This is a genomic window from Verrucosispora sp. WMMD1129 (assembly GCF_029581255.1).
GTDB classification, from domain to species: domain Bacteria; phylum Actinomycetota; class Actinomycetes; order Mycobacteriales; family Micromonosporaceae; genus Micromonospora; species Micromonospora sediminimaris.
In genome coordinates this window covers 287986-312584 of the sequence record NZ_CP120741.1, presented here as the reverse complement: position 1 = coordinate 312584, position 24599 = coordinate 287986, and the positions used below count along the sequence as shown (strand labels likewise).

The window sequence follows — 24599 nt, the reverse complement described above, 5'->3', positions numbered from 1 at the left end:
ATGCGTAGGCGAGACTCGATGCATGGTTACTGCATCGACGGTGCAAATAGCTGTGCTACGGGGCCGGCAGGCGGAGTGCCGGGAGATCCGGAGCCTGCTCGCCGCACTGGCCGGGAAGGCGCTGCTGCTGCACGGCGAACCCGGGTCCGGGCGTAGCACCCTGCTGGCGTACGCCCACCGGCACGGCCGGGGGCGTCGGCTGCTCGCTGCGGCTGGCCTGCCCGACGAGGCGATGCTGCCCTACGCCGGATTGCAGCGGCTGCTCGATCCGGTGCTCGACGGCATCGGCGCGTTGCCCGAGCGGCAACGGGAGGTGCTGCGTCGGGCGGTGGCCGGTGAGGGCTGTCGCGACCAGGACCAGTTGGTGCTCTCCCACGCCGTGCTCGGGCTGCTCGCCGAGGCCGCCCACGACGGCCCGCTGCTGTGCACCATGGACGACCTCGACGTCGGCGACGCCCCGACGGCGCGGTTGCTGACCCTGGTGGCCCGACGACTGCCGCAGCTGCCCGTCGTCCTGCTGCTCACCGCCGGCAGCGACCGCGGAGCGGACGCGATACCCGGCCGCCGGCTGCTGCCGCTCGACGAGCCGGACAGCCACGCCCTGCTGGCCGCGCGCCGCCCGGGGCCGCCACCACCCGGCCCGGTGCTGGCCGGGCTGAGCGCCCTCGCCGCCGGCAACCCGCAGGCCCTGGTCGACCTCGCGGACTCGATGACGCACGGCCAGTGGCGCGGTGTGGAACCGCTGCCCACGACCCCGCCGGCCGACGGCGGCCTGGGCCGGGCCTACCGTGGCCTGCTCTCCCGTCTGCCCGGCGAGACGCGGCGCGCGCTGCTGCTGGCCGCGCTCGCCGCGACCGCCCCGGCCGACCATACGGACGTCGCGGATCCGGTGACGCTGAGCCGGGCGCTGCGAGCGGCCGGCGACAGTCTCGCGGCGCTCGCACCGGCCGAGGCCGCCGGCCTGATCCGATTCACCGCACCGGGCGGTGTCGCCTTTCCCCGCTCGCTGGCCCGGGCCATGGTCGAGGCCACCGCCTCCGTGACCGCGCGCCGCGACGCCCATCTACTGCTCGCCGCCGCGCTCGACGGCACCGGGGCCCGGTTGCGTCGGGCCCTGCACCTGGCGGCGGCGACCGACGGACCGGCACCGGCGTTGGCCACGGAACTGGCGGACGCGGTGGACGACCGTGCGGACCGCTCCACCGCGGCGACCGCGCTGGCCCGGGCCGCCGAACTCAGCGACGATCCGGTGCTCGCCGCCAGCCGGCAGGTCACCGCCGCCCGCTACGCCTGGCAGGCGGGGGATCCCGGTCGCGCCCGCGCGTTGCTACATCGCGTCGCGGACGTGCCGGTCACTTCTCCCACCGGCGGTCTCGCCGAGCTGCTGCGGGGCGAGATGCGACTGCGCTGCGGCTCGGCGCCGGCCGCGTTGCCGAACCTGCTTGCCGCCGCCGGCGCACTGGCCGAGATGGACCGTGAGTCGGCACTGGTCGCGCTGGTCCGCGCCGGTGAGGCGGTCTGCTTCTGCGGCGACCAGTACCGCTACGCCGAGGTGGCCCGACGGATGGCGGCACTCCGTCGCGACGGGGACCCACCCTGGGCGGACCTGCTGACCACCCTGGTCGCCGGGGTGGCCGCCACGCTGCGCGGTGACCACGCCCACGGCGGCCCGCTGCTACGTCGGGCGGTGGTGTTCGGCGACCGGTTGACAAGTGCGGCAGCGACCCCGACCGCGTTGACCGGCGCGGCCGTGGCCGGTCTGCTGGTCGCGGTGGACGCGGCGGCGTACCGGCTCGCCGACCGCGCCGTCGAGTTGGCGGCCGACCGGGGCGAGGTGTCCCTGTTGCCCCGGGCGCTCGAACTACGCGCGATGAGCGAGTACTGGCTGGGTCGCCACGAGGCCGCGACGCAGAGCTGCCGGGAAGGGCTGCGGGTGGCGCGGGCCGCCGGCCAGCGCAGCAGCGCCGGCGTGCATCTCGGCCTGCTCGCCGTGCTCGCGGCCGTGCGGTCCGACCACGACGCCAGTCTCGGCCACGTCGCCGAGCTGGGCGACGTCGCCGTACCGGGTAGCCGCCCGCATGCCCTCGCCGAGTGGGCCCTCGCGTTGCTGGACCTGGTCGACGCCAGGTACGCCGACGCGGCAGACCGCCTGGCCGCGTTGGCCCGGCCCGGTACCGGACGCGGCCAGGTCCTCGTCCAGGTGATGGCGACGCCCCACCTCGTGGAGGCCGCCGCACACGATGGTCGGCACGCCCGGGCCCGGGCCGCGCTCGCCGTCTTCGACCGCTGGGCCGGCAGCACCGCCAGCCCGCTGCGCCGGGCGTTGTCGGCCCGCTGCCACGCGCTGCTGGCCCCGCGCGGTAGCGCCGAGGCCGAGCGGTACTTCCGGGCCGCGCTGTCCCTGCACCCGTGCGACGCCGCCACCTTCGAACGGGCGCGCACCGAGTTGCTCTTCGGTCGGGAACTGCGCCACGCCCGCCGTCCCCGCGAGGCTCGCGGTCACCTGCACCGGGCCCGGCAGACCTTCATCCTGCTCGGCGCCGAGGCGTGGGCGCGGCAGTCCACCGTGGAGCTGCGCGCGGCGGGGGAGTCCGTCGGTACGCCGGACCCGGACGCCGTGCGGCTGCTCACCGGTCAGCAGCTGCGCGTCGCCCACCTGGTCGCCTCCGGTGCCACCAACCAGGAGGTGGCCAGGCAGATGTTCCTGTCCACCCGGACCGTCGACCATCACCTGCGCAACATCTACCACCGGCTCGGCATCCGCTCCCGCACCGAGCTGGTCCGCGCGTTGGGCTGACGTGGCCAAACCGATATTCAACTGATCCATGACGGGCGTCAGAATTTCTTGACATTTGAGGGTCGGTGGCCCACGATGGCCAACACGGCCGGGTGATCTCACTCACATCCAGCCCGCCGCAGGTCCCAAGGCACCTGTCGGTGTTGACGCGCCCACCACTCCCGCCCCAGGAAGGGCCTTGTCGATGAAGAAGCTATTCACGGTCGGGCTGATCGCCAGCGTCGCGATCGCGCTCGCTGGATGTACGGACTCCGATGCCACCCCCTCGGGAGAGAATAGCGGCGAACTTCGCCAGGTTCGTGTCGCGGCCCTGCCGATCACCGAGACCGCCGCGTTGTGGGGTGGCATGAAGGCCGGCATCTTCGAAAAGCACGGGCTGTCGATCGAGGTGCTGCCCGCGCAGGGCGGCGCACAGGCCATCCCCGCGCTCATCAACGGCGACATCGACTTCGCCATCGGTCAGCCGTTCGGTCCGTTCCGGGCCGACCTGCAGGATCTCGGAGTCGTGATCATCGGCAACTACGCGTCGTCCTACGCCGAGGGCGACGACATCAACGCCGTGGTGGCCTCGGCCAAGTCGGGCATCACCAGGCCGGCGGAGCTCGCGGGCAAGCGGGTGGCGGTCAACAGCCTGGGCGCGGCCGGCGACGTGACGATCATGGCCGCGGTGGAGAAGGACGGCGGTGACCCCTCGACCATCAAGTTCGTCGAGGTCGCCTTCCCCGACGTCCCGGCGCAGCTCGAGGCCGACAACATCGACGCCGCCTGGGTGCCGGAACCCTTCGTCACCCAGCTGCGCAACCGTGGCGACACCTTCGTCGTCGCGCCGTACCAGGCGGTCGCCCCCGGGCTCGCGACGCTCACCGCCATCACGACGAAGGAGCAGCTGGACTCCGAGGCCGAGCTGGTCGCCGACTTCACCGCGGCGATGAAGGAGACCCTCGCGTGGGCACAGGACTCCGCCAACGAGGCGGCCGTCCGCCAGGCGATCAAGGACAACCTGGAGCTTCCGGAGGCGGTCGCGGACTCGGTGAAGCTGCCGGAGTTCGGTTGGGAGCTGGACCGGGCGAGCCTGGAGTCGCTGGCCACGCTCGCCGGCAAGTACAAGGTGCTCGATCAGCAGCCGAACTTCGATCGCCTCATCCAACAGCAGTAGCCGGCGCGGTCCCGCCCTTCCCGGTGACCGACCGGGAAGGGCGTCGCCGCCGACCACGGGAGCAACATGCACGTCTTGTCCCTCCGGCGTCCCCGTTCGCTGCGCAAGGTGATGCTGGGCGTTGTCGGGCTGACCGGGTTCCTCGTCATCTGGCAGCTGGTCCCGACCCTGGGCCTGATCAACTCGCAGTACCTGCCGTACGTCACGGACGTGCTCGCCCGGCTCGCCGAGGAGTTCCGTGACCTCGCCTTCTGGCGCCGGCTCGGGTACACCATGACCTCCTGGGCGATCGGGCTGGCCGTGGCCACCGCCGCCGCCGTCGTCCTCGGCACGATCGTCGGCCTGGTGCCCTTCCTGCGCCGCGCCACCCACACGGTGGTGGAGTTCCTGCGGCCCATCCCGTCGGTGGCGCTCATCCCGCTCGCCGTGCTGTTGTTCGGCATCCAGATGCAGGCCGCCCTGCTCATCATCATCTACGCGTCGTTCTGGCAGGTCTTCGTCCAGGTGATCTACGGCGTCGCCGACGTCGACGCGGTCGCCCGGGACACCGCCCGCAGCTTCGGACTCACCGGCCGCGAGCGGCTGTCGTACCTGGTGCTGCCGACCGCCCTGCCGTACCTCATGACGGGCGTCAGGCTGGCTGCGGCGGTCGCCCTCATCCTCGCCATCACAGCCGAGATGGTGATCGGCAATCCCGGTCTGGGGCGAATGATCGAGCTGTCCCGGTCCGCCGGTGACGCGGTCGGCCTGTACGCCTTCGTGGTGGTCACCGGTCTGCTCGGGCTCGTGGTGAATCTCGTCTTCCGGTTCATCGAGCGGCGCTCGTTGTCGTGGCACCAGTCCGTACGCGGTGAGGAGGTCCTGTGACCGTGCACACCGGCCGGATCGCCCAGCGCTCGCGCGGGCGCGGCCTCGGGCGCCGCGTCGCCGCGGGTTTCCTCTACCCGCTCGGCCTGCCCTTCCTGCTGCTGGTGGTCTGGGGAGTGGCGTCGAGCTCGTCGACCAACCGGTTCTTCCCCGGCCCCCTCACGATCTTCGAAGCCTTCCGGGAGACCTGGATCGGCCCCGCGTTCGTCGACGACGTGCTGCCGAGCCTCTACCGGCTCGCCCTCGGGATCGCGGCCTCGATCGTGATCGGCATCGCCGCCGGCACGCTCATCGGGCTGTTCCAATGGCTACGGGAACTGCTCGAACCGCTGCTGGAGTTCTTCCGGGCCATCCCGCCGCCGGTGCTGATCCCGGTCGTGATGCTGCTGCTCGGCATCACCGACACGATGAAGGTGGTCGTGATCGTCTCCGGCGCGGTCTGGCCGATCCTGCTGAACACGATCGACGGTGTCCGGGCCACCGACAGCGTGATGTCCGAGACCGCCGACTCGTTCCAGATCACCTGGTGGGAGCGGCTCCGGTTCCTCGTGCTCCCGGCCGCCAGTCCGCGGATCATGACCGGGGTCCGGCAGGGGCTCTCGGTCGCGCTGATCCTGATGGTCATCTCGGAGATGTTCGCCTCGTCCGCCGGACTGGGCTATCGGATCGCCTACTTCCAACGCAACTACCTCATCGCCGAGATGTGGAGCGGCATTCTCCTGCTCGGCCTCGTCGGCGTGCTCCTCGCCGCGACCTTCGGTGTCGTCGAGCGACGGGTGCTGCGCTGGTACCACGGAATCAGGGAGGTCAACCGTGCCTGACCGGAGCACCCTGCTGCGGGTGGAGCACCTGCGCAAGGTCTACGAGTCCACGAACGGCGATGTCGAGGCGATCGGGGACATCAGCTTCACCATGCGCTCCGGTGAGCTGGTCTGCATCGTCGGGCCGTCGGGCTGCGGCAAGACGACCCTGTTGAAGTGTCTCGCCGGCCTGCTCCGGCCCACCAGCGGCCTGGTCGAGATGGACGGAGAGCCGGTGACCGGCCCGAGCCCGGCGATGGCAGTCGTCTTCCAGGAGTACGGTCGCAGCCTCTACCCGTGGTTGACCGTCCGGGGCAACGTCGAGCTGCCGCTGCGGCACAAGCGGCTGTCCCGCCAGGAACGCGACAAGCTCGTCACCGACGCCATCGAGGCGGTCGGGCTGGCGCACGCGGCACGCAGTCACCCGTGGCAGCTTTCCGGCGGCATGCAGCAGCGGGTGGCGATCGCGCGGGCCATCGCGTACCAACCCGAAGTGCTGATCATGGACGAGCCGTTCGCCGCGGTCGACGCGCAGACCCGCGCGGACCTGGAGGATCTCGTCCGCGAGCTGCACACGAACCGGAAGATTTCGGTTCTCTTCGTCACCCACGACATCGACGAATCGGTTTACCTGGGGGAACGGGTGCTGGTGCTGTCCGCGTCGCCGACCTGGGTGCAGGAGGACCTGACCGTCGACCTGCCGCCGGAGCGCGACCAGATCAGCACCCGGGCGCTACCGCGCTTCACCGAGCTGCGTACGCATGTCTACGACCAGATCCAGCGTGCGAAGCGCGGGCAGACCGTCGCCCCGTGACCGTGCCGAGGGGTGGATTCGCTCGAGAGGGAGAGCTGTGCGCAGTCGTCAGCCGAAGCAGCTGCTGCTCGCGTTCTTCGGCGAGCACGTCGTCGACGATGCGGTTGGCCCGATTCGCGCCAGCGTCCTGATCGGGGTGCTCGAAGGCGCCGGCGTCGCCGCACCGGCGACGCGGGCGACCCTCGACCGGCTCGTGCAGACCGGCATGCTGGACCGGAGCAAGAGCGGCCGGGAGATCCTCTTCTCGCTCACCGAGCACGGCGTGGCGGTGCTGCGGGAGGCCACCGCACGCGTCCGTGGCCCGCGCCCGTTCGAGCCGCAGGGCACCGGCTGGACCCTCGTCACGTTCACGATCCCCGAGGGACAGCGGACCCTGCGCCACCGGTTGCGTTCCACCCTGACCTGGGAGGGGTTCGCGCCGCTGCGCGACGGGCTCTGGCTGGCGCCCGGTGAGGTCGACCTCGCCGGGTCGCTGGAGCCGTTGTGTCAGGACCTTCCCCCCAAGACGGTCGTCGCCTTCCACGCCCGGGAACTCGCCGGGTTTCCGATCGCCGACAGTGTCCGGGCGGCATGGGACATCGAGGCGATCCGGCGGGAACACCTGGCGTTCATCGAGGTGTGGGGCGACCCGGGCGCCGCGACCCAGGCGGCGAGCGCGCTGACCGTACGCACCATGCTGGTGGCCGACTGGCTCGCGTTGCTGCGCGCGGACCCGAGGTTGCCCCGCGAGTTCATGGACGCGCAGTGGCCGGCCGAGCGGTCGACGCAGGTCTACCGGCGGATGCACCAGCGGCTGGCTGCGGCCTCCGCCGACGAGTTCGCCGCCCTCGTCACCGCTGGCGCCGGTGCGGTGGCCAGGAACGTCGCCGGTGCCGCGGCGAGGTCGGTCGGCGATCCGGCCCGGCGCAGCCGGGCCCCGCACTAGCCGGCGAACCGGCTCCGCAGATCGCCCTTGCGCACCTTCCCGGACGCGGTCCGGGGAAGTTCGTCGACGACGACCACGTTCTTGGGCACCTTGTAACGGGCGACCCGGCCGTCGAGGAACTGCTGCACCGTCGCCGTGTCGACGGTGGCGTCCTCCCGCACCGTCATGATCGCCCACGGCACCTCGCCCCACCGCGCGTCCGGTACGCCGATGACCGCCACTCCGGTCACCCCGTCGATCTCGCCGAGCAGGACTTCGATCTCGGCCGGGTAGATGTTCTCGCCCCCCGAGATGATCATGTCCTTGAGGCGGCCCGAGATGTAGAGGTAGCCGTCGGCGTCGAGGTATCCGAGGTCGCCGGAGCGGAACCAGCCGTCCGGGGTGAACGCCTCGGCCGTCGCCTCCGGCAGTAGGTGATAGCCGGGGAAGACGTTCGGACCGCAGATCTGGATCTCACCGATGCCGTCGTCGCCGATCGGTGCGCCGTGTTCGTCGGCGATCCGCACGCTCGTGAAGAAGTGCGGCAGGCCCACGCTGCCCTGCTTGGCGCGGGTCATCGCCGGGGGCAGCGACGTCGCACCCGGCGACGCCTCGGTCATGCCGTAGCCCTGCGAGAACGACAGGCCGCGTTCCTCGTAGGCGTTGAGGATCCGGGTGGGTACGGCCGAGCCACCGCAGGTCAGCTTGCGCAACGTCGACAGGTCGGTGGTCGCCCAGTTCGGGTGGTCGGCCATCAGCTGGTACGTGGTCGGCACGCCGCTGAGCATGGTGACGCCGTGCCGCTCGATCTGGGCAAGCGCGCGTCCCGGCTCGAAGCCCTTCTCCAGCACCAGCGTGGCGCCCTTGAGGATGACCGGCAGCGCACCCATGCCGAGGGACGCGACGTGGAACAACGGCGAGATCATCAGCGCGACGTCGGTCGACACGACGTCGTAGTCGACCACGCAGTTGAGCGCGACCCAGGTGAGGTTGCCATGGGTCAGCACGGCACCCTTGGCCCGGCCGGTCGTGCCCGAGGTGTAGATGATCGCGGCCGGGTCGTCCAGGCTCACCGCCACGGCAGCGTCGCCCACGGCGGTCGTGCTCAGCAGCCGGGTCAGTCCCGGCCGGTCGGCCGTACCCTCCCCGGTGACGACGACGCGCGGGGACGGCCCGGTGCCGATGGCTGCGGCCACCCGCTCGCCGAACTCGGGATCGTGGATCAGCACCCGCGCGCCGCAGTCGGTGAGCACGTGGGCGACCTCGGGCGGCGCCAGCCGGGTGTTGATCGGCACGAAGACGGCGCCCAGCCGCGCCGCGCCGAACATCACCTGGAGGAAATCCGGACTGTTCTCGCCCAGGTAGGCCACCGCGTCGCCCTTGCCGACGCCGAGCCGCCGCAGCAGGGCGGAGACCCGGTCGGTGCCGTCGGCGAACTGGCGGTACGTCACGGTGGAGCCCTCGCCGTGGACCAGGGCGAGCTTGTCGGGGGACTTGAGCCGGCGCTTGGCCAGCCAGGCACCGATTCCTTGTTCGTGCATCAGCGGTCTCCCGGTGGTGGCGGATGGTGCGTCGATGCGTGGCCGGTCGGCGTGCCGGTGGCCGGGCGGCCTCCCGGCGTGCCGCTGGCTGTCAGGCGTAGAAGCGGTACAGGCCGCGGGCCACCACTGCGGGCTTGGCGCCGCCGTCGATCTCGATCGTCTGGTCGACGGCGATCTGGTAGCCGCCGGCCACCTCGACGACCTCGGCGACCGTCGCGGTCATGCGTACCCGCGAGCCGACCTTTACCGGGGCCGGGAAGCGCACCTTGTCCAGGCCGTAGTTGACCTTCGTGGTGACCCCCTTCACGTCGAGCAGTTCGGTCCAGAAGGGCACCGCCAGCGAGAGCGTGAGGAAGCCGTGCGCGATGGGCGCGCCGAAGGGGCCGTTCTTCGCCCGCTCCGGGTCGACGTGGATCCACTGGTGGTCGTCGGTGGCGTCGGCGAAGAGGTTCACCTGGTCCTGGGTGACCGTCCGGTAGTCGGTGTAGCCGAGGTCGGTGCCGGCAAGGTCGGCGAGCTGTTCGTAGGTGATCGTCGTCGTCATGAGCGTCCTCTCGTCGTCAGCTGGACAGGCGCAACAGCCGGACGGCGTTGTCCTTCAGGATGCCGGGAAGCACCTCGGGCTTGAGGTCGGTGGTGCGCACGTCCCGCAGCCAGCGGTCCGGGGTGAGTAGCGGGTAGTCCGTGCCGAACAGCACCCGGCGCTTGAGCAGCGAGTTCGCGTACCGCACCAGCTCGGCCGGGAAGTACTTCGGGCTCCAGCCGGACAGGTCGATCCAGGTGTTCGGCTTGTGGGTGGCCACCGACAGCGCCTCGTCCTGCCAGGGCACCGACGGGTGGGCCATGATGATCTGGAGGTCGGGGAACTCGGCCGCGACGGGGTCGAGCAGCATCGGGTTCGACAGGCCGAGCCGGAAGCCGTAGCCGCCCGGCATCCCGGCACCGATGCCGGTCTGCCCGGTGTGGAACAGCGCCGGCACACCGGCCTTTTCGAGCAGGCCCCACAGCGGGGCGTACTGCTCGTCGCTCGGATCGAAGCCCTGCACGGTGGGATGGAACTTGAAGCCGCGTACGCCCTCGTCCTCGATCAGCCGACTGGCGAGATCGAGCGCCGCCGCCCCGGTGCGCGGGTCGACCGACCCGAACGGGATCAGGACGTCGGCGTGCTCGGCCGCGGCGCGGGCGATCTCCACGCTCGACAGCGGCTGGTGCGCCAACTGGGTGCGGGCGTCCACCGTGAACACGACTGCCGCCATCTGGCGTTCCCGGTAGTACTGCGCCACCGCCTCGATCGCCGGGCGCGGCCCGTCGGCCTTGAAGTACTTCGACACCGCCGCCACCAGGTCGTCGGGCAGCGAGTTGTGGCCGTGCTCGTCGACCTCGATGTGTACGTGCATGTCGATCGCGGTGACGGCGTCGAGGTCGATGGCGGGTTGGTACATGATGGGGAACTTTCGTCCGGCGGGTCAGGAGCCTGCGGTCTTGAACTCCTCGGGGAGTTCGGGGAACCGCTCGCCGACGCTCTGCAGCGCCCCGGCGAACGTCGCCGGCCAGGCTTCGAGCAGAGCATCGTACGTCCAACCGCCCTCCCGGTGGGCGGTCAGCGCCGCCTCCGGGTGGGTCCAGACCTGGAGCCGGTCGCCGCCCACCCCGATCACCTGACCGGTGACCCCGCCGGCCGCGTCGGAGCCGAGGAACGCGATGAGACCGGCGACGTCCTCAGCCGTGCCGAAGCCGAGATCGTGCCGGAAGAACGCCGGCATCGGCTCGCCCTGCTCGGCCGCCTGCACGGCGGCGGCGAAGTAGGGAACGGTGGCGGTCATGGCGGTCGCGGCCACCGGGACCACGGTGTTGGCGGTGATGCCGGCGCGCTTGAGCTCCAGCGCCCAGGTACGCGTCATGCCGACGATGCCCGCCTTGGCGGCGGCGTAGTTGGTCTGGCCGAAGTTGCCGCGCTGGCCGGTGGGGGAGCCGATGCAGATGATGCGGCCACCCTCGCCCGCCGCCCGCATGTGTTGCACCGCCGCGCGCACGGTGGTGAAGGTGCCGCGCAGGTGCACGTTGATGACGGTGTCGAAGTCCTCGTCGGTCATCTTCCACAGCACGGTGTCGCGCAGCACACCGGCGTTGGTGACCAGGATGTCGAGTCGACCGAACGTCTCGACGGCGGCAGCGACCAACCGCTCGGCGGTCTCGGTCGGGCCGACCGGGGCGACCACCGCGGCGGCCCGGCCACCGAGCGCCTCGATCGACGCGACGGCGTCGGCCGTGGCCTGCGCGTCGACATCGTTCACCACCACGGCGGCACCCTGCCGGGCGAGCTCCTGCGCGTACGCGAGGCCGAGACCGCGGCCGGATCCGGTGACGATGGCGACCTTGCCGTCCAGGGACATGGAGAACTCCTTCGTGTTCACCCGATCTGAGCACGGACCGTTGAAAATGTCAATCATTGGTGAAACGCGCTACCATCGTCGCCATGTCCGCTAGCGGGAAGACCCGGCTGCCGGGGCGGGACGCCCTGCGGGACAGCGTGCTCGGCGGTGACCTGGTCTTTCTGCTGGCCCGCGCCAACGCGCTCACGCTCGCGGCGGCCAACGCCGCCCTCGCCGAGCACGGGCTCAAGGCACGGTCCTATTCCGTGCTCGCGCTGGCCGCCGACGGGGTTCGACCCACCCAGCGGGAGTTGGCCGAGTTCCTCCGCCTCGACCCGAGCCAGGTCGTCGCGCTTGTCGACGGGCTCGAACAGCGCCAGTTGGTGGAGCGCCGCACCGACCCCGCCGACCGGCGGGCCAACGTCCTCGTCGCGACCGACGCCGGCCGGGATCTGTTCGCCCGTGCGCAGCAGGCCGCCCGTGCCGTCGAGCTGGGCCTGCTGGCCCCGGTCACCCCCGAGGAGCACGAGCGGCTGGCCGGCCTGCTGCGCCTGCTCGCCTTTCCCGACTGAGCGCGGTCGGGGAGGCTCGCGACGAGCGAGCCTCCCCGACTACGCGCTGAGCCTCAGAGTGTGTTTGAGAAGGTCTGTTGTGGACGGTGTGGCGGCGTGACATCTGTTGCCGGGGCGGGCAGGGTGGCGCGGTGGTTGCACGTCGCGGTTACCCCTCGGACCTGACTGACGCCCAGTGGGCGCTGATCGAGCCGTTGTTGCCCGAGCCGAGCACGGACGGCCGCAGGGAGAAGCATCCGCGTCGGGAGATCGTGAACGCGATCTTGTACGTGGTGCGGTCGGGGTGTCCGTGGCGCTATCTGCCGGCGGATCTGCCGCCGTGGCAGACGGTGTACTGGTACTTCACCCGGTGGGAAGAAGCCGGCGTCACCGAGAAGCTCCTGACCACGCTGCGGGTCAAGGCGCGGGTGCAGCAAGGCCGTCAGCCGGACCCGTCGGCGGGGATCATCGACTCCCAGACGGTGAAGGGCGCGGATACCGTGGGTCGGGACAGTCGGGGCTACGACGCCGGGAAGAAGGTCAACGGCCGCAAGCGGTTCATCGTCACCGACACCCTGGGACTGCTGGTCGCCGTCACCGTCCTCGCCGCGAGTTGGCAGGACCGCGACGGTGCCAAGACCGCCCTGCTGGGCGCCTACATGATCAGCCCGATCCGGCATGTCTACGCCGACCAGGGCTTCGCCGGCCGCCTGGTCGACTGGACTCGCGACACCTTGCGCACCACCCTGGAGATCGTCCGTAAACCCGCTGACCAGCGCGGCTTCGCCGTCCACCCACGTCGGTGGGTGGTCGAGCGGACTCTGGCCTGGCTCACCGCCTGCCGCCGCCTGGCCCGCGACTACGAACGCCACCCGGCCATCTCCGCAGCCCTCATCCGCTGGGCCGCCATCGCCGGCATCACCCGCCGCATCACCCGCGGCCAACCCGCCCGCCGGCAACCCCGCCGCACCTTCACCAGGACCTGATCAACTCCATCTCAAACACGCACTCAGAAGCGGATCCAGGTGCCGGCGAGCGGGCGCTGCCCGACGCCCGGTTTCGACCAGTCACAGACACCGTCGGGGAAGACCGCGCGCAGCCGCTGCCACTGCTCGGCGGTGAAGCGCACCCCGTACCCCGACTTGCGCAGCGGCTGAAGCTGGCACTTGAGCACCGCCGAGGTGGTCGGCCCGCCCGCCACCACCCGGGGATTGCGGTGGTACGGGTAGAGCTGGTTGCACCGGGCGTTCGGGTCGAGGGTCAGCCGCTCCACGATCAGCTCTCCGTCGGGCGTGACACAACCGTCGGCCAGGCCACGCGGCCGGGACAGCCGGGTGAGCGCGACGGCGTCGAGGTGCGGACGGGCCGCCGCGAGCCGGCCGCGCGCGGTCAGCCAGGCGTCCATGTCGGCGAGCGCCTGTTCCTGGATCGCCGCGCTGGCCGCGCCCGGCGGGCCGGTCACGCTGACGTGGTTGTCGGCGTTGCCGTTGGCCCGCACCAGCCGCTCCCGCATGGTCCAGGAGCGGAACCGGTCGTGGAAGTCGCCTGTCGGGTCGGTGTAGCCGCGCGTCTCGATTATCGGGGTCCAGCGCAGCCCGCCGTCGAACTGGTTGACCCGGCCGGTCGCGTACGCCCTGCTGATCGCCGCGACGTTCGCCGAGGTGCGCTGCGGCGTGCGGTTGCCCTCCACGTCCAGGCCGCCGATGCCCTCGTTGAGCCGGACGAACTGCTCCGGGCTGATGACGCCCGCCCGGAGCGTCGCCAGGCCGTACTGCACGCCGACGGTGTCCGGGATGATCGGCCGGCCGGCACCGGTCCTCGGGTCGACGCCGTAGACGTTCGAGACGAAGTCCGCCATGGCGCAGCGGATGCCCTCCGGGTTGGTGTCCGGGTGGTAGCGCCGGTCGGCGGGGATGTGGGCGGGGCAGGCGGTCGGCCAGTCCACACTGTCGAAGAACTGGTAGCCGAAGCAGGTGTTCGGGCTGCCGAAGCCACTGACGGCTTGCTGCTGGGCGGCTGACAGCCCGGCGGCGGTGGCCGCCTGGGAGACGAACCGGCACTCGTGACCGGAGATGGTCGTGGAGCGCTCGTCCGGGTAGCCGATGCTTCCGATGACGCCGTCCAGGATGCCGGGGTAGGCGTTCGAGATCAGCAACTGCTGCATGGTGCCGGCCGATCCACCCCAACCCATGGTGAAGGCCGGTACGCCGAGCGTCTCGACGAAGTGTTCCTTGACCATCATGGCCGTTTCGGCTGACGTGACGTCGTTGCAGTTGTGCGCGTACACGTTGAAGGTCGCGCTGGCGACCGCGTAGCCGCGGCTCAGCAGCATGTGGTCGAGTACGCCGCCGGTGCTGGTGGCCTGGGTGTGGCCGATGCCGCAGGCGCCGCCGAAGGTGTAGACCAGCCGCTCGTTCCAGCCACGCGTGGCCGCCCAGGGGCTCGGGGTCGGGGTGCCGGGCTGGTGCAGCATGGCGATCTCGTACACCGCCCGGTTGATGGTGCCGCGTTCGATCCGCACCACGTACGGGACGGTCCGGCCGGTCGTGGTGGTGGTGCTGGCCACGTCCGCCGGCAGCGGACCGTCGGGCAGGTCGGCGAAGCTCCCGGCGGTGCTGCGGTACCGGTAGCTGACCTGAGCCTCGGTGACGTGGCAGTTTTCGTCGACCGGGCCCAGGTGCCACGGACTGCCCGAGGCGGTGCAGAACAGCGGGATGTGCGGCCCGGAGAAGACCGGGCCGGCGGCCGGATGGTTGACAAGCGTCAGGCTGGCGCCGGGGCGTCCCCAGCCCGGTCCGTGCGTGCGGACCTCGATCCGGTTGCGGCCCAGCTTCAGCCGGTCCACCAGGCCGAGCAGGGTCCGCTTGTCGCCCGCTGGGCGGAAGCGGCCGGTCACGTCGCGGCCGTCGAGGCGGACCTTCACCCGGTGGGGCGCGACGGTACGCGGCACGGTGACCCGTACCAGGGCGTCGCCGCCGCTGACCATGTCCGGGCGGCCGGAGACGACAGTCACGTCGAAGCCCCTGTCGCCGCCCTTGCCGGTCAGGGGCGCGGCGCCGGCCGGTGCGGAGCTGCTGACCAGTGCGATGGCGACGAGCGCGGTCAACGCCACCCGGAGGGGTCGGTGCCGGGTGCTCCTCCTCGAACGGTGGATGGGCATGGCGGGACCCTTTCAGCCGGGGACGGGCGGCTGGGCCTCCGGGGTCGAAGGCACGGGGAGAACGTAATGCGAAAACTGATCGGCAGTCAATGGAAGTGCAATGCATCGATGCCGTGAGGTGGCCCTGGGCCGGGTTCGGCACGGATGTACGGTGCGGTCAGACCGGTTCGAGCCGTTGGACGAGGTCCTCGAAGCGCTTCTGGGCCAGCGGTGCCAGTGCCTCGGAGATGCTCAGGAACATCGCCCGTGCCTCGGCGCGTGGAAACGACGCGGGTAGGAACTCGACCGGCAGGTCAGGGTCGGTGCCGACAAGCGCCCGCCAGTCGCTCACCAACTCGGTACGCGCGACGAGCGCCTCCGCCGCCGGCACCGCACCGGCCTCGGCCCGGTCGGCCAGGTCGCGGTAGCGGTGCAGGAACTCCTGGTATCCGGCGGCCACCTCGTCGATCCGCCAGGCGGCCTCCAGCCGCGCCCTGCCGTCCGGCAGCAGCTCAAGGTCCGTGGAGCGCAGGAGCACCGCGTCGGTGACGCCGAGTTCGCTGAGCTGCTCGCGTGCCTCGTGGAGCCGGTCGTGCGGGGTGACCCAGGTGGCGTCGTACAGCGGCCAGAACGTCAACCAGCGCAACCGGGCCCGGATCAGCCGCCGCTGGTTCGCGTCCTCCAGCGGAACGGTGAACGCGATGAGCGTCCAACTGCCGTCCCAGGTGCTCTCGTCGGTCGCGGCGAAGATGCGCCGCGCTCCGCGCTGGAGGATGTGCCAGGCCGGCTCGGTCAACCGGTAGCTGGTCCGGCGGCCCTCCTTGGTCCGCTGGAGCATGCCCCGCTGGGTCAGCCGGGCGAGCGTGGCGCGGGCGTTCGCGGGGGCGATGTCGAACTCCGCGAGGACCGCCACCAGACCCCCGGACGGCAGCGGAGCACGACCGGCGTGCCAGTGATCGCCGAGCAGGGTCACCAGCAGACGCTGGGCGCGGGCCCGCCCGACCGCCGCCCGCTCCGACGGCGAACCCGGCGGCGACTCGCCCAGAACGTCGCTCACCACGACGACGCCCCGGTGGCGATTTCGCCGCTGCGGGGCTGACCAGAGCGCATCAACACCCGGTCACGTTACTGCGCCAGTTCACAGCGCGGTACCGGCCTCACCCGACCGGCCGCCGTGACCCGTACGAGGTGCCGAGGGATCGGGAAATGGTCCGGCCGGCCGCCTGGACCAGCGGCGCCAGCGCCACCGGGTCCGCCCGGTGCTGCGCGACCACGAGTGAGATCGCGGCGACCACCGCGCCCTCCGGTCCGCAGATCGGCGCGGCCACCGAGAGGGCGTCCATGGTGACCTGCCGGTCGCTCACCGCGTACCCGGTGCGCCGCACCTCGGCCAGCCCGCGCCGCAGCCGCCCGGGATCGGTGATGGTCAGCGGGGTGTACCGCTCCAACGGCGCGGCCAGCACCTGTTCCTGCACCTCGGCCGGCGCGTACGCGAGCAGCACCAGCCCGACGCCGGTGGCGTGCAACGCGAAGCGGCCACCGACGCGGGTGAGCACCGGCACCGCGTGCCGCCCGGCGATCCGTTCGATGAAGACCAGTTCGACGTCCTGCCGGACGGCGAGCTGGACGTTCTCGTGGGTCACCTCGTACAGGTCCTCCATGGTCGGCAGCGCCAGCTCGCGCAGCCCGAGCCCTCGGGGAGCGAGCGAACCGACCTCCCACAGCCGCAACCCGATCCGGTACCGCCCGTCGTCACCCCGCTCCAGCGCACCCCAGGCGACCAGCTCGGCGACCCGGCGGGACGCGGTGGGCAACGGCAGTTCGGCCCGCCGGGCCAGCTCGCTGAGGGTCAGCGCCGGACTGGCCGGGGTGAACGCGTCGAGCAGGGCCAGCACCTTGCTGGTGACCGACCGTCCGGGCTGCGCGTCCACCCCGCCATCATGCCGACCCCGGCCCGCCGGTCACAGCTCCAGCGTCAGCCGGGGCGTGACGGACCGGGAAACGCAGATCATCATGGTGTCGCCGGCGGCCCGTTCCGCCTCGGTGAGCAGGCTGTCCCGGTGCTCCGGCACACCGTCCAGGACACCTGTCTCGCAGGTGCCGCAGGTGCCCTCGCGGCACGAGGAGAGCACCTGCACACCGGCCGCCTCCACCGCTTCGAGGATCGACGTGCCCGGCGGCACGGTGAGCGTCCGGCCGCTGAGGGCGAGTTCCACCTCGACGGCGGCGTCCGCGGCCTCGGTGGGGGCCAGCGGGGTGAAGCGCTCGACGTGCAGGGCCCCGGCGGGCCACGTCCGGCAGCGCTGCTCCACCGCCGCGATCAACGCCTCCGGCCCACAGCAGTAGACCAGCCCGTCGACCGGCCGTCCCAGCAGCTCGTCCAGGTCGAGCAGGCCGGTCTCGTCCTGCGGGTACAGGCCCACCCGGTCGCCGTACTTCTCCCGGAGGGCGTCGGCGAAGGCCATGGTGGCGCGGCTGCGTCCGCCGTACACCAGCCGCCAGTCGGCTCCGGCGGCGTCGGCGGCGGCGACCATCGGCCTGATCGGGGTGATGCCGATGCCACCGGCGACGAACAGGTAGCGCGGCGCCGCCACCAGTGGGAAGTTGTTCCTCGGCCCGCGCACCCGGACGGTCGCGCCCGGGGTGAGACGTTCGTGCACGTGCCGCGAGCCGCCGCGCCCCTCTGCCTCCAGCTGGACCGCGACCCGCAGGGTGGCGCGGTCGGCCGGGTCGCCGCAGAGCGAGTACTGGCGCACCAGCCCCGGCCCGAGTTCCAGGTCGAGGTGGGCACCCGGGGTCCAGGCGGGCAGGTCGCCGCCGTCGGGGCGGCACAGGCTCAGCACGGCGACACCCTCCGCCGCCGGGTCCCGGTCGGTCACCACCAGCTCCGCGCCGTCCAAGGCGTCGTCGGTCATGCCGGCACCGCCGACCGGGTCGGTGCGGCGTGCGGGGTCGGTGCGACCGCCTCCGGCGGCTGATGACCGTACGGGTGGGCGAGCAGCCACTCCCACATCTCGACCGGTTCCTCGGCGACGCGCTCGGCACCGCAGTGGCAGATCCCGCGCAGCGTGTCCGTACCCGGCATCCAGTGGATCCGGTAGATCCGGTCGCCGGTGAGCATGTGGGCCGGCCCGGTCATCGGGGCGCCCCCACCGTCCCCGCCTCGACCATCCGGGCGATCAGACGTCGGGCGGCGAGCCCGCCGGTGTCGATGTTGATGCTCAGTTCCTGGTACTTGTCCGGTTCGGAGGCGATCACCTGCTCCAGGATGTTCAGCGCCGTCACGTCCTGCATGACCACCGTGCGGTTGCTCTGGTGCAGGTACTCGCTCACCGACTCGTCGTCGATGGCGAAGTCGCGGGCCACAGCCCAGAAATCGTAGGTGGTGTTCTCCGTCGACGGCGTGATGGCGTACACGATCTCGGCGTGGAAGGCGTCGCTGTCCTCGCCCTCGGCCGGCGGGTAGAGGCCCTGCGGCGCGATCCGGCTGTGCAGCAGGTACAGGCACGGCGGGTGGAACTCGATGTCCTGCCAGCGGGTGATCCGGCCCTGGATGCCTGTCGACTTGGCGTAGAACGGCGGGCACTCGGCGTCGTCCATGTGCCGGCTGACGTAGACGATGCCGCGTTCCTCGTCCACCTCGGTGGTGATCGGCGTGTTCGCCACCTCGGGGGTGCCGATGTAGCCGCCGTGCAGGTAGGTCTCGTGCGACAGGTCCATCAGGTTGTCGACCAGCAGGCTGTACCGCGCGTTCAGCGGCTCCATCCCGCGGACGACCGCGTACCGGGGGTCGTCCAGCCAGGGGGCGCGGGGAATGGTAGTCGGGTCCGCGCGATCCCGGTCGCCGATCCACACCCAGATCAGCGAATCCTGCTCCACCAACGGGTACGCGGCGACCCGCGCGGTCCGCGGAATGCGTTGCTGGCCCGGCACGAAGACGCAGGTGCCGGTCTGGTCGTAGGTGAAACCGTGGTAGCCGCAGACGATGGTGTCGCCGTCGAGGCGGCTCTCCGACAGCGGGTAGCGACGGTGCACGCACCGGTCGGCGAGCGCCACGGCCTCCCCGGACTCGGTGCGGTAGAGGACCAGCGGCTCACCGAGCACGGTGCGGGCGAGCAGATCCCGCCCGACCTCGTTGCTGTAGGCCGTCACGTACCACTGGTTGCGGGCGAACGCCATCGTGACCCAACCTCTCTCGGGACGGGAGCGGGGTGCGGTCGGATGATCCCGTGATCCGACCGCTGATCGGCAGCGTCTATTTCACTCAGTGAAAGGCCGCGCGGCCTTTCACCGGTCGCCGCGACGCTGCGATGATCGGCGGCATGACGGGGGTCGAGGAACCAGTGCGTACGGATCAGGGGGCGGCGCACGATTCTCGGCTGGGGGGTCGCTTCTGGCGGCTCTGGTCCGCGTCGGCGGTGTCCAACCTGGCCGACGGGATCGTCAAGATCGCACTGCCGTTGGTCGCCGTCGGCTACACCCGCTCACCGGTGCTGGTGGCCGGGGTCGCCGCCGCGTACAGCCTGCCCTGGCTGCTGTTCGCGCTGCCGGCCGGCGCCCTCGCCGACCGGCTCGACCGGCGGCGGGTGATGCTCGCCGCCAACACCCTGCGCGCGGCACTCATCGGCGCACTGGCCCTGGCGGCGGCCTTCGACTCCGGGTCGATCTGGCTGCTCTACCTGGTGGCGCTCGGCCTCGGCATGGCCGAGACCCTCTACGACACCTCCGCCCAGTCGATCCTGCCGCAGGTGGTCACCCGCGACCAGCTGCCCCGGGCCAACGGCCGGCTGGCCGCCGTGGAACTGGCCGCCAACCAGTTCATCGGCCCGCCACTCGCCGGTTTCCTGATCGCCGCCGGGGTGGCCCTGGCACTCGCCGGGCCGGCCGTGCTGTGGGCGCTGGCGGTCGCCGCACTGCTCCTGGTCACCGGCCGGTTCCGGATCGAGCGCGACGAGCCGACGACGATGCGCGCCGACATCGCCGAAGGGCTACGTTTCCTGTGGCGGCACCGGCTGCTGCGCACCTTGGCCACGATGGTCGGGACCAGCAACTTCATCACCAGCGGCATCTTCGCCGTGCTGGTGCTCTACGCGGTCGGCCCGGACTCGGCCATCGGCCTCACCGAACCCGGGTACGGCCTCCTGCTCACCACCATCGCCGCCGGCATCGTGCTCGGCTCGGTCGCCACCGCCAAGATCGAACAACGGCTCGGGCGGTCCCGCACCCTCGCGCTCTCCGTGCTGGCGATGGCCGCCGTCGTCGGCGTACCGGCGCTGAGTACCAACCCCTTCGTGATCGGCACGGTCTTCTTCGTCGGCGGGATCCTGCTCGCCACCTGGAACGTCATCACCATCTCGCTACGCCAACGCATCACCCCGGACCGGCTGCTCGGCCGGGTCAACAGCGGCTACCGGATGCTGGCCTGGGGAAGCATGCCGGCCGGCGCGCTCATCGGGGGTCTGCTGGCCGAGGTGTTCGGCCTCCGCGCGGTCTTCGCCATCCTGGGGTCACTGACGTTGACCCTGCTGCTCGGCATGTTCGTGGTCACCGACGCCAACATCGACGCCGCCGAACGCGACGCGGCCGAACGCGACGCCGCCACCTGACCGCCGTGGCATGACGATGTGATTGGGGTTCCCGAATGTCGCTCACTGGCTGGTTGGCCTGTCCGCAGTGCGCCATGTGTATGGCACTGGGCACCGCGTACCGGCTGGGCGACCAGCGGATCGGCTATTTCCAGGACGGTTACAGCGCCAACTCCGACCAGCCTGAGTTGACCCGAGCGTTGTGGAAGTTCCTGGCCGACCACGCCACGCACCCCCTGCGGGTGCTGCTGCCCGATACTCCTGGCTACGACGACCTGGACCAGCTCCGGGAAATCGGCGGCGACGAGCGGGGCGACGTTCCCTTCGCCGAGTACCTCGACGGGTGGCCCGGTTGAATCAGGCCCAACCACCTCACCGTCCGGCACGGCAACCAGTACAAGCGCCGACCGTAGTCAGTGGCCCTACGGATAGGACAACAACGGGGAAGCTGTCGCCTCGAACCGAACGGAGACGACAACAACAGGGAAGTTGTACTCAGGCTTAGCCAAGCGCCACGCCGAGGTCGGCCGCGGCTCGGCGTCGTCGGTCGGATAGCGGCGCGCTACGTCGCCGTCGTGTTGTATCGGTCGAGTGTTGCCTTGGATGTCGAGGGGTCGCGGAAGATAAGTTCCCACGGGCCGGTGTTGACGTCCATGTCCTTGCCGAACCCGACCCACTTTCCGGCCATCCGTCGGCCCGTGGGCTCGGCGAGGAGTTGGATCGCACCGTGATAGCGGGCACCCCGGTAGTAGCCGGCCGGGTCGGTCTGCTCGACCCAGGTGCCGGTGATGACGGAGCCGTCCACGGTCAGGTCCATTGAAAGAGACGAGGCTGCCGAACCGGGCAGGCTACGTGCGGTCAGTCGGTCGCCGTGCTGGAGAACTACGACGAAGTGCTGGCCGGCGAAGGAGTCTCCCCGGCCGCTTGAGTAGTACTGGTAGCGGCTGAGCCAGATTCCCTCGTACGACTGGTGAACCGTGGTCGGCCTTGGCGTCGGCGTGGCCAGGCTGGACATGGGAGATGTCAGGTCGTGGCCGCCGTGCTGGTCGTCGGCGACCTCCCTGCCGGGAACCGAGGCGAAGCCCAACAGCGAGATCGGCAGGCCGGTGACGACCTCCAGCGCGCGGGCGTAGACGGGTCTGGGCGCAGCGATCGCCCCGGACTCCCATCGTTGGACGAGCCTCTTGTTGGCGTCGTTGGGCTCACCGACGCGATGGCCGGCCGCCTGGAGCGCGCGGGCGAAGTCGTCCTGGCTCATCCGCATCCCGATGCGGATAGCTCGCAGGGCGGTATTGGGGGCGTCCATGACCGACAAGATAGCGTCGTGTCGCCTTTCTGTCGCCACCAATGTGGCCTATTTGCCGGGCTTTGTGTCGTCGCGGTCGGTGACATTCGGACGTCACTGTAGACCTGCGACGGCCGACTGCCGCCGCGCTTCGGCCGACGGAGGTGGGGATGCAGGGTGACGGCGACGAGCCAGGGGTGAGCCGGGGCGAGCAGATCCAAGCAGTCGAGCGGGAAGCGGCGAAGCGGCGGCTTCTCGCCGAGGCTGAGGCGGAGCGGATCCCGGCGGAGGAGATCACCCGGGCGAGACCGGACCGGCGGTGGCGTCGTGGACAGCGTTGAGCTGTTGCCGGTCGGACGGCGGGTGGCGTACTGGCGGGGGCGGCGGAAGCTGTCGCAGCAGATGTTCGCCGACCGGCTCGGCAAGTCGAAGAGCTGGGTCGACAAGGTTGAGCGCGGAGCCCGATCGTTGGACAGACTGTCCACCCTCCAGCAGATCGCCCGCGTGCTGCGTATCGATGCCGCCGTGTTGGTCGGCGGGAACACCGAGCCGGCCGAGGTGACACATCGCGCCGAGGGTGTCGATCGGATCAGGGTTGCGCTGTCCCGGTACGAGATTCCGTTGGGCATGCCGGCGGGCCTGCGGCCGGTGTTTCCGGTGGACCGGATGCTGCGGGAGGTGGAGCACGCGTGGACGACGTTTCAGTATGCCCGCTACCAGCAGGTGATCGACATGGCGCCGGGTTTGCTCACCAAGGCACAGCGCACTCACGCCCAAGCCCCGGTCCCGGGTCGAACGCCGCTGGTGGAGGCGTACCGGATCACGGCCGCCCTGCTGATCAAGCTCGGCGAGGCCGAGATGGCCTGGCTCGCCATCGACCGGGCGATGCTCGCTGCCACCGGTGACCCGGAACTGGTGGCAGCCGCAGCCGTCCAACTCGGGCAGGTGCTGCGGATGTCGGGTGGGGCGCGGGAGGCGAAGTCAGTGATGCTCGCCGCCGCCTACCGGATCGCTCCGCCGGTGATCGAGAGCGGTACACCGGCGGAGCTGTCCCTGTGTGGAACCCTGCTCATCCAGGCCGCCCTGGCCGCCGCACAGCACGGGAACGAGTCGGCCGCCACTGAGCTGATCGATGAGGCCGCCGGCATGGCCGAGCGGGTCGGCGACGGGCACGACCATCACCACACAGGGTTCGGACCCACCGCCGTCGCCCTGGCCCGTACCGCCGCAGCCGTCGAATCCGGTGACGCCGGTGCTGCGATCGGCTGGCACGAAAAGGCCACCAGGCGGCCCGGATGGCGGTGGCTACCGCCCGAAAATCGCGCCGCGCACCTGCTCGACGTCGCCCGCGCCTACCTCCACGCCGACGATGCGACCAATGCTGCCCGGGTCCTGATCGAAGCCGAACGCACCGCACCGGCCGAGATCCGTCACCGGCCCGCGGGCCGGGAGCTACTCGCCGAGATCGCCCGTGACGCGTGCGCCCCGAGCACGATCACGCAGCTCGCCGTTGCCCTCGGGGTGGGCTGACCAGTGACGGCACCATTCCTGTCTCTCGCCCAGCCCGCAACCGACTGATCCTCATCGCAGGGCCGACGGTGGGACAGGGTTGAGACTTGGGGATTGCGGCTCCGACAGGGCCAGACGGCTCCAGGTCGAGTTGCCAAACGGCTGCTCCACCGAGGTGTGGGGTCGGCGGCCGACGGGTTGGCGGCGCGCTGGTGAGCGCGATGACCGGAGGTGGGACAGGCCGCCGTACATTTCGGGCTATGCGTTGGGCGACCCGCTCCGCCGGTGCCTGAGGACGAAATTAGCTACCACAACAGGGATTACCGCCACCGCACCAACCAGGATCTTAAGACCGACGGACGCGTCCCAGGCGAAGCCCAAGACCACGAGGGCGAGCAGGATTAGGAGGTAGACGACCTTCAGGTAGCGCGGCATGACCGTCACCGTAGCGCGGCGAAGTGCACTGACCGCAGAACCGCCCTCGATCGCGATAGTCTTCCGTCGGCATTTGTCGTCTCTGCGGCGCCGTTTCCATGATGCCACGTCTGACGCGATAATGCGCAGCACGTGACCATGGGGAGGTGGCGATCACCCGTGCCTACTCACGAACGCCGCAGGCGTCTGCGCCAGGTGATCAAGCAGGCGCTGACGCCCAAGAATGCGGAGGCTCGCACCACACCGTCAGCGCGGACGCGACCCGGGGGCATCGACGTAGAGACCGCCCGCAAGATGTTGTTGATCGACTTCGAGCAGGCGTTCATCCTGCACAACGACTACAAGGACGCCGAAAGGGATCTCTATAAGCTCAGTCTCCGTATCCTGGCTTTTCCGGTGCTGGTCGCTGGTGCCCTGGTGTCCGCAAAATTGATCTCCTCGGTGGGGCAGGTCGGCACGGTGCTGCGGCTACCGATCATCTATGCGGCGGCGGTGATCGCTGGGGTGTTGAACACATCGTCCTGCGGGCCTATGTCGTCACCGATCGGGTGCAGACCGAGGCGAAACACCAGGTCAACCGGCTGCGAAGCCTCTATCTGCACGCGCTTGCCGCCGATTTTCCCGAAGGATGGAAACCGGTGTGGGGGTCGACCAACCCATACCTGGAGAGTCGACGCAAGCTGAAGGCCGCAGCACTTACTTCAGTGGTGATCGGATCGCTCAACGCCGCGTACGTCGCTGTCGGTGCCGACCGTCTCATCACGTATGGAACAGACATCTCCTGGACGCCCCTGCTGTCAGCGGCGTTCGCGCTGATCTACTTCCTCTTGCAGATGGAGTTCAC

The 24599-nt window shown here is 70.7% G+C and carries 24 protein-coding genes; 13 read left to right on the top strand and 11 right to left on the bottom strand.

Going from position 1 to position 24599, the window contains the following annotated elements; all coding sequences use genetic code 11:
- The first annotated feature begins 22 nt into the window (after positions 1-22).
- The 6 genes from O7624_RS01505 to O7624_RS01480 all read left to right on the top strand — a co-directional run bounded on the left by O7624_RS01505 (position 23) and on the right by O7624_RS01480 (position 7359).
- Complete coding sequence (locus O7624_RS01505; protein ID WP_282238604.1) at positions 23-2797, top strand: helix-turn-helix transcriptional regulator; 2775 nt, start codon at positions 23-25, stop codon at positions 2795-2797.
- Positions 2798-2981: 184 nt separating this feature from the next.
- A complete protein-coding gene (locus O7624_RS01500; RefSeq protein ID WP_093402465.1) occupies positions 2982-3953 on the top strand; it encodes an ABC transporter substrate-binding protein in 972 nt (323 codons plus the stop codon).
- A gap of 66 nt (positions 3954-4019) precedes the next feature.
- A complete protein-coding gene (locus O7624_RS01495) occupies positions 4020-4820 on the top strand; it encodes an ABC transporter permease (RefSeq protein WP_282238603.1) in 801 nt (266 codons plus the stop codon).
- Positions 4817-5641 carry an ABC transporter permease gene (locus tag O7624_RS01490; RefSeq protein ID WP_282238602.1) on the top strand — a complete coding sequence of 275 codons (825 nt, stop codon included), beginning with the start codon at positions 4817-4819 and terminating at the stop codon, positions 5639-5641. The genes O7624_RS01495 and O7624_RS01490 overlap by 4 nt, the downstream gene beginning before the upstream one ends.
- Positions 5634-6434: an ABC transporter ATP-binding protein gene (locus tag O7624_RS01485; protein WP_282238601.1), complete on the top strand. Its 801-nt coding sequence runs from the start codon at positions 5634-5636 to the stop codon at positions 6432-6434. Before O7624_RS01490 ends, O7624_RS01485 begins: the two co-directional genes overlap by 8 nt.
- A 37-nt stretch (positions 6435-6471) precedes the next feature.
- Positions 6472-7359: a PaaX family transcriptional regulator C-terminal domain-containing protein gene (locus O7624_RS01480; protein ID WP_282238600.1), complete on the top strand. Its 888-nt coding sequence runs from the start codon at positions 6472-6474 to the stop codon at positions 7357-7359.
- On the opposite strand, the gene O7624_RS01475 is transcribed toward O7624_RS01480, so the two are convergent.
- The 4 genes from O7624_RS01475 to O7624_RS01460 form a co-directional block, all read right to left on the bottom strand.
- Entirely contained in the window at positions 7356-8879 is a 1524-nt protein-coding gene (locus O7624_RS01475; protein WP_282238599.1) for a long-chain fatty acid--CoA ligase, read from the bottom strand. The genes O7624_RS01480 and O7624_RS01475 overlap by 4 nt on opposite strands.
- A gap of 91 nt (positions 8880-8970) precedes the next feature.
- Complete coding sequence (locus O7624_RS01470; protein WP_282238598.1) at positions 8971-9423, bottom strand: MaoC family dehydratase; 453 nt, start codon at positions 9421-9423, stop codon at positions 8971-8973.
- A gap of 16 nt (positions 9424-9439) precedes the next feature.
- Positions 9440-10321 (bottom strand): amidohydrolase family protein, encoded by an 882-nt coding sequence (locus O7624_RS01465; RefSeq protein ID WP_282238597.1) that lies wholly within the window; start codon positions 10319-10321, stop codon positions 9440-9442.
- A gap of 24 nt (positions 10322-10345) precedes the next feature.
- Positions 10346-11272: an SDR family NAD(P)-dependent oxidoreductase gene (locus tag O7624_RS01460; RefSeq protein WP_282238596.1), complete on the bottom strand. Its 927-nt coding sequence runs from the start codon at positions 11270-11272 to the stop codon at positions 10346-10348.
- An 83-nt stretch (positions 11273-11355) separates the two neighbouring features.
- On the opposite strand from O7624_RS01460, the gene O7624_RS01455 reads away from it, so the two are divergent.
- Together O7624_RS01455 and O7624_RS01450 are read left to right on the top strand one after the other, a co-directional pair.
- On the top strand, positions 11356-11823 hold the full coding sequence (locus O7624_RS01455; RefSeq protein ID WP_093402244.1) for a MarR family winged helix-turn-helix transcriptional regulator: 468 nt from the start codon (positions 11356-11358) through the stop codon (positions 11821-11823).
- Positions 11824-11954: 131 nt separating this feature from the next.
- Entirely contained in the window at positions 11955-12788 is an 834-nt protein-coding gene (locus O7624_RS01450) for an IS5 family transposase (RefSeq protein WP_282237755.1), read from the top strand.
- A gap of 23 nt (positions 12789-12811) precedes the next feature.
- Here the strand turns inward: O7624_RS01450 and O7624_RS01445 are convergent, their stop codons facing one another.
- The 6 genes from O7624_RS01445 to O7624_RS01420 form a co-directional block, all read right to left on the bottom strand.
- Positions 12812-14962: a DUF6351 family protein gene (locus tag O7624_RS01445; RefSeq protein WP_282238595.1), complete on the bottom strand. Its 2151-nt coding sequence runs from the start codon at positions 14960-14962 to the stop codon at positions 12812-12814.
- 157 nt (positions 14963-15119) lie between these two features.
- Complete coding sequence (locus O7624_RS01440) at positions 15120-15998, bottom strand: PaaX family transcriptional regulator C-terminal domain-containing protein (protein WP_282238594.1); 879 nt, start codon at positions 15996-15998, stop codon at positions 15120-15122.
- 100 nt (positions 15999-16098) lie between these two features.
- Positions 16099-16872, bottom strand: a complete 774-nt coding sequence (locus O7624_RS01435; protein WP_282238593.1) for an IclR family transcriptional regulator — start codon at positions 16870-16872, stop codon at positions 16099-16101.
- Between the two features lie 30 nt (positions 16873-16902).
- Positions 16903-17856, bottom strand: coding sequence for a PDR/VanB family oxidoreductase (locus O7624_RS01430; protein ID WP_282238592.1), 954 nt, complete (start codon positions 17854-17856; stop codon positions 16903-16905).
- A complete protein-coding gene (locus O7624_RS01425; RefSeq protein ID WP_282238591.1) occupies positions 17853-18080 on the bottom strand; it encodes a hypothetical protein in 228 nt (75 codons plus the stop codon). The genes O7624_RS01430 and O7624_RS01425 overlap by 4 nt, the downstream gene beginning before the upstream one ends.
- On the bottom strand, positions 18077-19120 hold the full coding sequence (locus tag O7624_RS01420) for an aromatic ring-hydroxylating dioxygenase subunit alpha (protein ID WP_282238590.1): 1044 nt from the start codon (positions 19118-19120) through the stop codon (positions 18077-18079). Before O7624_RS01420 ends, O7624_RS01425 begins: the two co-directional genes overlap by 4 nt.
- 143 nt (positions 19121-19263) lie before the next feature.
- Here O7624_RS01420 and O7624_RS01415 point away from each other — a divergent pair, with 143 nt between their 5' ends.
- Both O7624_RS01415 and O7624_RS01410 read left to right on the top strand, forming a co-directional pair.
- Complete coding sequence (locus O7624_RS01415) at positions 19264-20547, top strand: MFS transporter (protein WP_282238589.1); 1284 nt, start codon at positions 19264-19266, stop codon at positions 20545-20547.
- Between the two features lie 74 nt (positions 20548-20621).
- Positions 20622-20882, top strand: a complete 261-nt coding sequence (locus O7624_RS01410; protein WP_282238588.1) for a hypothetical protein — start codon at positions 20622-20624, stop codon at positions 20880-20882.
- Positions 20883-21088: 206 nt separating this feature from the next.
- On the opposite strand, the gene O7624_RS01405 is transcribed toward O7624_RS01410, so the two are convergent.
- Positions 21089-21832, bottom strand: a complete 744-nt coding sequence (locus O7624_RS01405; RefSeq protein ID WP_282238587.1) for an XRE family transcriptional regulator — start codon at positions 21830-21832, stop codon at positions 21089-21091.
- 149 nt (positions 21833-21981) lie between these two features.
- On the opposite strand from O7624_RS01405, the gene O7624_RS01400 reads away from it, so the two are divergent.
- The 3 genes from O7624_RS01400 (at position 21982) to O7624_RS01390 (ending at position 24439) form a co-directional block, all read left to right on the top strand.
- Positions 21982-22152, top strand: a complete 171-nt coding sequence (locus O7624_RS01400) for a hypothetical protein (protein WP_282238586.1) — start codon at positions 21982-21984, stop codon at positions 22150-22152.
- A complete protein-coding gene (locus O7624_RS01395) occupies positions 22139-23341 on the top strand; it encodes a helix-turn-helix transcriptional regulator (RefSeq protein ID WP_282238585.1) in 1203 nt (400 codons plus the stop codon). The genes O7624_RS01400 and O7624_RS01395 overlap by 14 nt, the downstream gene beginning before the upstream one ends.
- Before the next feature lie 573 nt (positions 23342-23914).
- Positions 23915-24439 carry a hypothetical protein gene (locus O7624_RS01390; RefSeq protein ID WP_282238584.1) on the top strand — a complete coding sequence of 175 codons (525 nt, stop codon included), beginning with the start codon at positions 23915-23917 and terminating at the stop codon, positions 24437-24439.
- Positions 24440-24599: the final 160 nt, after the last annotated feature.

Excerpts from the sequence above, each read along its gene's own strand:
- O7624_RS01400 (WP_282238586.1), top strand. The coding sequence starts at position 21,982 with ATGCAGGGTGACGGCGACGAGCCAGGGGTGAGCCGGGGCGAGCAGATC.
- O7624_RS01505 (WP_282238604.1), top strand. The coding sequence starts at position 23 with ATGGTTACTGCATCGACGGTGCAAATAGCTGTGCTACGGGGCCGGCAG.
- O7624_RS01415 (WP_282238589.1), top strand. The coding sequence starts at position 19,264 with ATGACGGGGGTCGAGGAACCAGTGCGTACGGATCAGGGGGCGGCGCAC.
- O7624_RS01470 (WP_282238598.1), bottom strand. The coding sequence starts at position 9,423 with ATGACGACGACGATCACCTACGAACAGCTCGCCGACCTTGCCGGCACC.
- O7624_RS01405 (WP_282238587.1), bottom strand. The coding sequence starts at position 21,832 with ATGGACGCCCCCAATACCGCCCTGCGAGCTATCCGCATCGGGATGCGG.
- O7624_RS01455 (WP_093402244.1), top strand. The coding sequence starts at position 11,356 with ATGTCCGCTAGCGGGAAGACCCGGCTGCCGGGGCGGGACGCCCTGCGG.
- O7624_RS01495 (WP_282238603.1), top strand. The coding sequence starts at position 4,020 with ATGCACGTCTTGTCCCTCCGGCGTCCCCGTTCGCTGCGCAAGGTGATG.
- O7624_RS01420 (WP_282238590.1), bottom strand. The coding sequence starts at position 19,120 with ATGGCGTTCGCCCGCAACCAGTGGTACGTGACGGCCTACAGCAACGAG.
- O7624_RS01475 (WP_282238599.1), bottom strand. The coding sequence starts at position 8,879 with ATGCACGAACAAGGAATCGGTGCCTGGCTGGCCAAGCGCCGGCTCAAG.
- O7624_RS01445 (WP_282238595.1), bottom strand. The coding sequence starts at position 14,962 with ATGCCCATCCACCGTTCGAGGAGGAGCACCCGGCACCGACCCCTCCGG.
- O7624_RS01500 (WP_093402465.1), top strand. The coding sequence starts at position 2,982 with ATGAAGAAGCTATTCACGGTCGGGCTGATCGCCAGCGTCGCGATCGCG.
- O7624_RS01410 (WP_282238588.1), top strand. The coding sequence starts at position 20,622 with ATGTGTATGGCACTGGGCACCGCGTACCGGCTGGGCGACCAGCGGATC.
- O7624_RS01465 (WP_282238597.1), bottom strand. The coding sequence starts at position 10,321 with ATGTACCAACCCGCCATCGACCTCGACGCCGTCACCGCGATCGACATG.
- O7624_RS01430 (WP_282238592.1), bottom strand. The coding sequence starts at position 17,856 with ATGACCGACGACGCCTTGGACGGCGCGGAGCTGGTGGTGACCGACCGG.
- O7624_RS01425 (WP_282238591.1), bottom strand. The coding sequence starts at position 18,080 with ATGACCGGGCCGGCCCACATGCTCACCGGCGACCGGATCTACCGGATC.
- O7624_RS01460 (WP_282238596.1), bottom strand. The coding sequence starts at position 11,272 with ATGTCCCTGGACGGCAAGGTCGCCATCGTCACCGGATCCGGCCGCGGT.